The following is a 229-nucleotide window of genomic DNA, read 5'->3' on the forward strand; positions in this document are numbered from 1 at the left end:
GTCCCGGCACAATCCGCAGTTCGGTGAGGCTGCTTTGGCGGCGAGCGTGCGTGCGCGCAAGATCACGTACCGCCGTATGACGGCATTGGGCGGTTTGGGTCCTGTACGCAAGGACAGCATCAACGGTGCGTGGCGAAACGCCTCGTTCCAGGGTTACGCGGACTACATGCAGACAGACGAGTTCGCCGAAGCGATCGACCTGCTCGTCGAGCGAGGCCACAACAGCGAT

General features: G+C 62.4%; 1 protein-coding gene. It reads left to right on the top strand.

The annotated features are described in order from the left end of the window. The coding region (locus EW028_RS25010; protein ID WP_131522801.1) for a DUF488 domain-containing protein at positions 1 to 229 on the top strand (229 nt) is incomplete at both ends.

The organism is Lysinibacillus sp. OL1, assembly GCF_004332175.1.
GTDB lineage: Bacteria > Bacillota > Bacilli > Bacillales_A > Planococcaceae > Lysinibacillus > Lysinibacillus capsici.